This window comes from Frankia sp. CcWB2 (assembly GCF_977927585.1).
Map to the genome: position 1 here is coordinate 11,773 of NZ_CDWRCM010000070.1, position 7,606 is coordinate 19,378.

Below are 7,606 nucleotides of genomic sequence, written 5' to 3' on the forward strand. Positions count from 1 at the left end.
ATTTCGACTCCCGGACGGTCTCATTGCCCGCCCAGTTGCGCCAAGCCGAGGACTTACCAATGGGCGAGCCCATGGGCACCTCCGTCTGCCGGGACCGGCCACCATCGTGAACCGGGCCTTCCCGGCTTCACCACGCGGGGGGGGCGGGTGATGGCCGTTCACAGGGCGATGCGTCGTCCGACCTCCGTCCGGGCGGGATGGACCGGTCCCGTCTCCCGCAGGTATGCCGAGCATGGCATCCGACGGTGGTTCGGGCGTCCGTCGTGACGCTGCGGGGTGACGTCCTGCCGGTACCTGCTGGTCTACGAGCGTGTCGCGGTGCACCATCACGAGGGCACGGGGCGCACAGGCACGGGGCGCACAGGCACGGGGCGCACAGGCACAGGGGCGCAGGCAGGGGCACACAGGAAGACACGGCTACGGAAGGCGGATCGTATGGTGACCGCAACCGGATCTCGTCCGGCCGGGATCAGCCTCGGTCGGCTCGCCGAGCTGGCGCAGGAACGGACCGGCGGCACGGCGGAGCTTCGCTTCGAGGGACGCGACCAGACGTCGGGGGAGTTGCTGGCGCGGGCCCGCCGGTTGTCGGGCGGCCTGCGGGCGGCGGGTCTGCGCCGGGGCGACCGGGTGGCCGTGTGCATGGCCAACTGTCCCGAGGTGGGTGTCACCTACCAGGCGGTGTGGCGGGCCGGTGGGGTCGTGACCCCGGTGCTGTTCCTGCTGACCGAGCACGAGCTGCGCCACGTCCTCGTCGACAGCGGAGCCCGGTTCGTGGTCACCACACCCGAGTTCCTGGACCGGGTCCGCGCGGCGGTCGGCGACGGCGGCTCGGCGGTGCGCGCCCTGATATTGGCGGACGGGGACCGGCCCGGCGTCTCCCCGCCTCCGCCGCAGTCCCCGTCCCCGCCACGATCCATGCTCCAGGCCGGCACACTCCGGGTCGGGCTCACCACCCCGGTACTGCGCTTCGCCGATCTCGAGGCCGGCGAGGAGAGTCCGGTTGTGGAGGTGGATCCTTCCGACATGGCCGCGCTGCTCTACACCGGCGGCACGACCGGGCGGGCGAAGGGGGTGGTCCTCTCGCACGACGGGCTGTCCGCGGGTGGCTGGGCAGCGATGTCGGCCACCCCGGACGAGAAGTTGGCCGGCCTGCTGCCGCTGCCGCTGTCCCACGTCTACGGGCTGACGATCAGCGTCATGACCCTGCACATGGTGAACCCCGGACCGATGGTTCTCATGCGCTGGTTCGAGCCGCGGAGCTGGCTCGACCTCGTGGTCGAGCACCAGGTGAACATCAGTGCGTTGGTGCCGTCCATGGTGGCGCAGCTGCTCGCGCAGCCCCTGCACGACTACGATCTGTCGACCCTGCGGCGGGTGACGAGCGGTGGCGCGCCGCTGCCCCGGGAGACCGCCCTCGAATGGCGCCGGCGGCTGCCCAGCGCCGAGCTGGTGGAGGGATACGGCTGTACCGAGTCATCCGCGATCATCACCACCTCGCCGGTGGGCGGAACACGACTCGGCAGCGTGGGCGTGCCCGCCCCCGGGGTCGAGGTGCGCATTGAGCTCCCCGACGGCTGCGAGGCCGGTCGGGGCCAGGACGCGGAGATCTGCGTGCGGGGCCCGATGGTGATGACGGGGTACTGGCAGGCCCCGGAGGCCACCGCGGGGGCGCTGCGGGGCGGTTGGCTGCACACCGGGGACATCGGCCGGCTGGACCCCGACGGCTACCTGTACGTGGTTGACCGGATCAAGGATCTGATCATCCGGGGTGGCGTCAACGTCTATCCGCGCGACGTCGAGGACGGCCTGCTCGCCCATCCCGAGGTCGCCTCGTGCGGCGTCGTGGGCCGACCGGACTCCCGGCGCGGGGAGGAGGTGGTCGCGTTCGTGGAACTCGTCCCGGGTGGCACCGTCTCCCCGGAGGAGCTGGTGCGCTGGGGCCGCGCCCGGCTGGGTCCCATCCGGTACCCGCGTGAGGTGCACATCGTCGAGGCACTGCCGCTCACCAGCAGCCTGAAGACCGACCGACGGATGCTGCGGTCGCTGGCGGCGCCGAGGTCGCTGCCGGCCCCGGGGCCGCTGATGGCGCCGACCTGACCCGACGGAGCGGATAGGTTCGAGCCCCGGCTACGCTGCGGGCTGGCTTGCCATGCTCGCTGACCTTCCGTCAGCTTCGGCGTTTGCCGCGATGTCTGCCGGGGGCAACCCCCCGAACCCCCGATGTCGAGCTTCGCTCGACCCGACCCGGTTCGACCCCTCTCACCTTGTCCGCGGTCCTTGTCCCGCCCGATCTCGCGGGCTGTTGCTCGCCGCGCCCTTGTTCGCTGTTCGGTATTGACCGAACAGCGAACAGCGTGAACGCTGGTCCGCGTGGACACCGAGGCCCTCGTGGTCGACGCCTTCTGCCAGCTCGGAGTCGAGGCCCGACCGCCCGCCTCCGGGCCCGATCGCGGGGTCGATCTCGTGCTCGACCCGGATGGTGTCGCGGTTCCCATCGAGCTCAAGCGCCGGTCACTGGTGTCCGAGGGCGTCGCCGCGCAGCTGCTCGCGGCCAGCCGTCCACCCGGTGGATCGGGCGGCTTCCTTCTCCTGGTCGTCGCGGACCGGGTGACCGGGGCGGCCCGGAAGCTGCTGACCGAGCATCGGGCCGGCTACTACGACCTGCGCGGCCGGATCGCGCTTCGTTCGAGCAACCTTGTGATCGACGCCGAGGTCAGTCCGGTCACCGGACGCGGTGCGCGGACACGGGCCTTGAGCGGCACGGCCGGGCTCGAGGTCGCGACCGCTTTGCTCATGGAGCCGCAAGCGGGCACCGCCGTCCGGGAGCTGGCGCGCCGGCTCGGCCGCTCCGCCAGCACGGTGTCGGAGCTGCTGGCGGCGCTGCGGCACGACGGTCTTGTCGACGCCGCGAACGTCGTCACGGACTCGCGGCTGTTCTGGCAGGTGGCCGAGCGATGGCCAACGCCGCGCGCCTATCTCGCCAGACTCCCCGATCCCGGTGACACCAGCGGCGTCACCAGATCGCTGCGTCTCGGCCTGCGTGACGTGGAAAACGAGATTGGGTGGGCGTTGACGGACACGACCGCCGCCGCGGCGTACGGTGCCCCGGTCGCTGTCCGCGCCGACCAGGTGCCTGACTTCTTCGTTCCCGATCAGGCGGTGCTCCGGCGCGCGGCTACGCTTCTCGGCGCCGCTCCGGCGCCGGCCCAGGCGCGTGCCGCGGTGCGGGTCGCACCGGTGGCGGCCGTCTGCGCCCGTCGCGTCGATCTCCTGCCCGAGCGGTGGCGGTGGCCGCTTGCGCATCCGCTGTTCGTCGCGCTCGATCTGGCTCAGGACGTGGGGCGTGGGCGCGAGATCCTCGACGTCTGGCTACCAGAGCCGGGGTGGGCCCGTGTCTGGTAGCCGGGTGACCTTCCTGGGCGACGCGATGGCCGCGGTCGTCCAGGCCGTCGAGGAAGTGCGGACACTCACCGGCCAGCCGCCTGTCGTGGTCGGCGGGCTGGCGGTGCTGTGCCCGAATCTCCAACGCCCACCGGGCGACAGCCGATCTGGACGTTGTCGACCGACTGCACGGGACCACGCCGCACCTGGAGGTGCTCCGCGCAGCGGCGGGCGCGAGGGCCGTGGAGCCCGCAGGCGTCCTGCTGCCAACTCCGTATGGCCAGGTCAAGGTGGACGTGCTGGAGGTGCGGCAGGTAGAGCTCGACCAGCCGAGCGACGATCCCGGCGACCGCCTCCACGCGTCCGCGCACGCCTGGGCGAACGACACCGCCACCGAGACCGCCATCGAGGTGATCCGGTCGGTCGGCGACCGCGTGGAGGTGAGGACGCCCGTCGCCGAGCTTCTTCTCGATGCCTGCGGACGCACCTGACGCGGCCCGAGTCGGCGACCAGGCGGGCACGCCCGCGTCACAACAGGCCGCTCGCACCACGATCGGGGCTACCAACTCGCCGTAGCGGCCGACGAGCCCCGGTCAGTCACCGGCGTCGATCGGCTGGCCCGCCGTCGGCCTCGTCGAGGAGAGCGTCACCAGGATCCGTATCCCATGATCACTGTCTACGTCGCCGCACCTCCATTTTCCACGTCTGCCCTGGCTGCCACTACCACCGGTACGAAATCGGCCCCGCCCACGCCCAAGTCCACTTGGCGGCGCGACGTCGCAACATCGGCATGGCCGGCGGCTCCCTGCTGGCCACATCCGCACTAACAGCCGCGCTCGCCCGCCGCGACGGATTTCCCTCCTCTTTCCGCATCCACAGACGCGACACAATCCTGACCGATCGCGGTCAGGAAACACCCACTGGCACCACTTCCGCCCCCACCGGGTGAGACCGGGACCCAGCCACGGCTTCGTTGCCAGCTGATCACATCACCAATCAAACCGACCTCTGAGCTCCGGCCCCGCCGGGTTGTCCATGGCCATGACCGCAGTCACGCCAGGTCCCGGGCCGCTGGCACCGCGCTCGCAGACTCCTGTGGGATCCGCGGTGGCACATCGGGCAGCAGGCTCCGGTAGGCATGACGGGGGGACGATCGTGACCGGAGTACCCCCATCAGCCATCGGCGGGCCGGGCCTTCCACCGTGTGATGCAGGACCGCGGCGAGGGCGAAGGACAGGGCGAAGTCGGCGAGGATGGCGAGCGCCGTCCCGGCCGCGGTGGTGGCGTCGACCCAGCCGAGTTCCCCGCTGATCGTGAGTGCGGCGGGGTGAACGAGATAGAAGGCGTAGGAGATCTCGCCGAAATAGACGAGTGGGCGGGAGCTGAACACCGGAATCCGGCGGCCGTCCGCCTCACGGGTGCCGGCCAGGAAGATGATGATGGCAAACGCCGGCAGTGTGAGCGTGTCGATGAATCCCTGTAGATGGCCGTAGCGGTAGCCCAGGAGTATCGAGACAACCAACCAGGCGTAAGCATCCGACGTTGCCACGGCGTTGCGCGGGCACCCTCACGAGCCAGCAACCCAAGGGCCACGCCAAGGACGAACTCGCCGAGCCGCACCGCCGGGTTCGCGTACGCGGCAAGATCGAATCGAGAGCCCGCGGCGCTCGCCACACATGACACGGCCGCGGCAGGGAGAACGAACAGGAGCGCGGTGCGGATGCGTTCGGGGTTGGTGCGGGTCGCGAACCTGCGGTACACGTATGGGAAGACCAGGTAGAAGAACGCCTCGCAGGACAACGACCACAGCACGGCACCACCCCAGCCGAAATAGATCGACTGGGTCGGGACCCAGGCCTGGACGAGGAGCAGACTCGGCAGGATGGAGAGGGGCTTCGAGCCGAAGTCCCCGAGTGTCTCCAGCGGCCACGCGATCGCGAGCCAGATCCAGATGGCGGCGAAGTACAGAGGATAGACCCGGGCGAACCGGCGCCAATAGAATTGCCCCACGGCGATCGGCCTGGCCGCCCAGGTGAGGACGAACCCCGACAGCACGAAGAAGAACGTGACGCCCACGTATCCGATGTTGCCTAGCACCGCGACCACAGGCAGAGTCCCTTGGACGTCTGCGTGGATGTGGCGGAGGAACACCAGAGTGGCGGCGACTCCCCGCAGGCCGGTCAACGTGGGCAGCTCCAGCCCGGCCTGAGACGGTGGGAGCTGCCGCGAGGGACGGAAGATCTCCTGCTGGGCAGATTCCGGCGAGGTCCTCCGGGTCAACGCGCCCCCTTGATCGTCAGCCATGCGTGCCGTCCCAGGCAAGGCCGCGGCGACACCTCGGAGAAACAAACACTAACGTAGGTGTTGAATTGTCTATCGAGCCCCGATCGGGTAAACATCGTGGCGTTGGCAGCCGGCTATCGGCCGGACCTGGGACCTGGCCGGCAGTCGCCGCACAGCGTTGTGAGGTCTAGCTCGTCTGCGGACGAGCTACGAACGAGTCCCTTGGTCCGGGTCCATGGGTGGGGCGCATCACGATCTCGGTGATACTCGCGCGGTCGGGAAGTGCCACTGCCCCGGTCACGGCGTCGGCGATGTCGTCGGGCGCGATGAGCAGGTCGGCATTCCACGCCCGCCCCTCGGCCTGGAAGATTTTTTGCTGCATGGGGGTCGCGGTGCGGCCCGGGAAGACCGTGCACACCCGCACCCCGGCAGCCGAGACCTCCGCCCGCAGGCTGTCGGCGATCGCCCGCAGGGCGTGCTTGGCCGCGGCGTACTGGCCGGCGCCGGCGCCGGCGGACAGGCCCTGGGTGGAGTTGATGAACACTACGTCGCCACCGGTCCGGATGAGGTCCGGGATCAGCATCTGGGTGAGCACATAGGGCGCGCGCACATTGACGTCCAGCTGTTCGTCGAGGTCGGCCAGCGGGGCGTCGGTGATCGCGCCGCGGTGGTAGGCCCCTGCCGAGTGCACCAGGATCTTCAGGTCCGTGGGCTGATCACGGACCATGTCGACCAGACAGCCGCGGTCCGCGGGATCGGTGATGTCCGCAGCCTGGTGGTGGATGGTCAGACCGACCTCGTCGGCTTCCTTGACCATCCTCGCCAGCACCTCCTGATCGCGACCGGTCGCGATGACAAGTGCGCCGGCCCGCGCCAACCGAAGGGCGACGGCGCGTCCGATCCCGCTGGAGGCACCGGTGACCAGCGCGCCGCGGCCGGCGAGCTGGGGCAGGTGGGCACATGGACTTCCGCCTGGCAGATGGTCGGCACAGGCGATAGCCAGGTTCTGCTTTGCCGTCACTGCTGGACGCTCCTCGGCAGAGTGGCGCAGGTCGCTAACCCGGACGAACGCGAACAGGTGGCCGCCGGGATCCCTGGACGGGCCCCGTCCGTCAGCGCGAACACGCGTCGATGCGAGTCGATCGCGGTCATCCGCGGCGAAGCAGCCACATCCCGCACAGCTGCGACAGTACCATTACGTAACGGTCGAGTATGCGTTGGCACCCAGGGGCGCGTCAGCTCTCCAATCCCCGCCGGGACGCCATCCCCGACGAACCAACTCTTACGTAACGGTAGAGTTTGACCTGGTGGACGCGGGGTGCCATGCGGGGTGCCATGACGAATCACATCGGGATGGGCCGCAGAAATGATCAACAGAGGGGATGCCGGCGCTGGCGAAGGCGCCGCGGCTCTGCGGGAGCACGCACTGATCGCCGAGCTGACCACGGTGCCCAGGTAATGACGCAGGAGCGGCTGCAGCAGATCTTCCGGGAGATCTTCGGTGACGACGACCTCGTCATCACCGACGCCACGACCGCCGCCGACATACCCGGATGGGACTCGCTCGCGCACATCAACCTCATCTATGCTGTCGAACGCGAGTTCTCGATCCAGATCGCCGACGAACGGCTCGCGAGTTTCGCCACCGTCGGTGACCTGCGCGAGCACATCGAGGAGCTCAGCGGTGTCCACTGAGACCGACAGCAGCGAACTCGGGGACCCCGGTGACGCTGGAGCGGGGCGGGGACATCCGACGCCGAGCAGCCAAAGTCGATGACCGCCTGGCGGCCCGAAGTGGAACCGTCAACCGCGCCTTCGCCCGCGGCGCAGGCTCCGGCCGCCTCGATGAATTATGATGCCCCGGATGCCGCGGACGCGGACGCGCGGCCGGTTGAACACGAGCCATCCGTCGTCCAACTCGTGGGGTGTCATCGGCGTGGGG

The 7,606-nt window shown here is 69.8% G+C and carries 6 protein-coding genes and 1 pseudogene; 4 read left to right on the plus strand and 3 right to left on the minus strand.

The window, feature by feature from the left end; genetic code table 11:
* Positions 1-435: 435 nt before the first annotated feature.
* The 3 genes from ACY45C_RS09775 to ACY45C_RS09785 all read left to right on the plus strand — a co-directional run bounded on the left by ACY45C_RS09775 (position 436) and on the right by ACY45C_RS09785 (position 3,872).
* Complete coding sequence (locus ACY45C_RS09775; RefSeq protein WP_462187303.1) at positions 436-2,097, plus strand: class I adenylate-forming enzyme family protein; 1,662 nt, start codon at positions 436-438, stop codon at positions 2,095-2,097.
* 273 nt (positions 2,098-2,370) lie between these two features.
* Positions 2,371-3,402 (plus strand): helix-turn-helix domain-containing protein, encoded by a 1,032-nt coding sequence (locus ACY45C_RS09780; RefSeq protein ID WP_462187304.1) that lies wholly within the window; start codon positions 2,371-2,373, stop codon positions 3,400-3,402.
* 269 nt (positions 3,403-3,671) lie between these two features.
* Complete coding sequence (locus ACY45C_RS09785) at positions 3,672-3,872, plus strand: hypothetical protein (protein WP_462187305.1); 201 nt, start codon at positions 3,672-3,674, stop codon at positions 3,870-3,872.
* Positions 3,873-4,432: 560 nt separating this feature from the next.
* Here the strand turns inward: ACY45C_RS09785 and ACY45C_RS09790 are convergent.
* The 3 genes and pseudogenes from ACY45C_RS09790 to ACY45C_RS09800 all read right to left on the minus strand — a co-directional run bounded on the left by ACY45C_RS09790 (position 4,433) and on the right by ACY45C_RS09800 (position 6,685).
* Positions 4,433-4,903 (minus strand): acyltransferase family protein, encoded by a 471-nt coding sequence (locus ACY45C_RS09790; protein ID WP_462187312.1) that lies wholly within the window; start codon positions 4,901-4,903, stop codon positions 4,433-4,435.
* Positions 4,904-5,007: 104 nt separating this feature from the next.
* Positions 5,008-5,685, minus strand: a pseudogene (locus ACY45C_RS09795) (acyltransferase family protein); the annotation flags it as partial.
* 166 nt (positions 5,686-5,851) lie between these two features.
* A complete protein-coding gene (locus ACY45C_RS09800; protein WP_462187306.1) occupies positions 5,852-6,685 on the minus strand; it encodes an SDR family oxidoreductase in 834 nt (277 codons plus the stop codon).
* 437 nt (positions 6,686-7,122) lie between these two features.
* Here ACY45C_RS09800 and ACY45C_RS09805 point away from each other — a divergent pair, with 437 nt between their 5' ends.
* Entirely contained in the window at positions 7,123-7,359 is a 237-nt protein-coding gene (locus ACY45C_RS09805; RefSeq protein WP_462187307.1) for an acyl carrier protein, read from the plus strand.
* The last annotated feature ends 247 nt before the right edge of the window (positions 7,360-7,606 follow it).

Coding starts and splice junctions, on each gene's coding strand:
- ACY45C_RS09805 (WP_462187307.1), top strand. CDS start 7,123: ATGACGCAGGAGCGGCTGCAGCAGATCTTCCGGGAGATCTTCGGTGAC.
- ACY45C_RS09775 (WP_462187303.1), top strand. CDS start 436: ATGGTGACCGCAACCGGATCTCGTCCGGCCGGGATCAGCCTCGGTCGG.